Raw genomic sequence first — 919 nt, 5'->3', positions numbered from 1 at the left:
CGTTAAGCGAGAATGGGGATTTGACGAGGGTGCAGAGCCAGAGGTAGAACCTTGCGATTTAGATTTATATGTAGATTGCTCTGGCTCAATGCCAAACCCACAACAAAATACGTCATACACGACGATTGCTGGCGCTATTCTATGCTTGTCAGCACTGAGAGCCGGCGCTGCAGTTCAAGTCACTTTATGGAGTGGCGCAAGGCAGTTCAAAACCACCAATGGCTTTGTAAGGAACGAAGAGTTAATTCTCAATGTTTTGACTGACTACTTGGGCGGCGCAACAGCATTCCCGATACATATTCTAAGAAAGACCCACATAGAGAAACCAAGGACTAGAAACTCCCATATTGTGATTTTGTCGGATGATGGCGTCACAACACTTTTTGACACGGATGAAAAAGGTAACTCAGGCTGGGGTATATCTAAGCAGGCATTAGAGAATGCAAAGGGCGGCGGTACGATGGTGTTAAATTTACACTGGGATTATCCCTTGCCACCTAACAATAAATGGATGGCGGACCATGATGCCGCTTTAAAGCAAGCCGAGGCTCAACAAGGTTGGGATATATTCCCGGTGACGTCTTGGGAAGCGATGACTGATTTTGCTCGGGCATTTAGCAGAAAACACTATGAGGGAGCAGAATAATGACTCAACTCATAACTCGTAGCAATGGTAGTGCCGAAGGCCCCGATATCAACGTATTGCACCATCGGCTAACCGAGTTCCCTAAAGAATTGTTAAACCCTCAATTACCACCTTACTTTTATGCTCTAGTTCATGATGCTCTATATGATTTAAGCACCTCAGTGCGAGCATCAGAACTCACTCGTTTTAAACGGCCTTATGAGCAATGTGATTGGTATCGCGCAACGATGTTGATCGCGTATTTTTTAATGGATAACAGCTTTAAGGGCTTTA

General features: G+C 44.9%; 2 protein-coding genes. Both read left to right on the top strand.

All coding sequences use genetic code 11. From position 1 onward, the window contains the following. Positions 1 to 646, top strand: a 646-nt coding sequence (locus A3766_RS30560; RefSeq protein WP_197479379.1) for a hypothetical protein, incomplete at its 5' end; no start/stop codon positions are given. Continuing rightward, a partial coding sequence (locus A3766_RS06330; RefSeq protein WP_156508733.1) for a hypothetical protein occupies positions 646 to 919 on the top strand: 274 nt, incomplete at its 3' end. The genes A3766_RS30560 and A3766_RS06330, both read left to right, overlap by 1 nt.

It is taken from the genome of Oleiphilus sp. HI0132 (assembly GCF_001635845.1).
The sequence above is the reverse complement of the archived record's forward strand: the minus strand, read 5'-3'. Positions and strand labels throughout refer to the sequence as shown.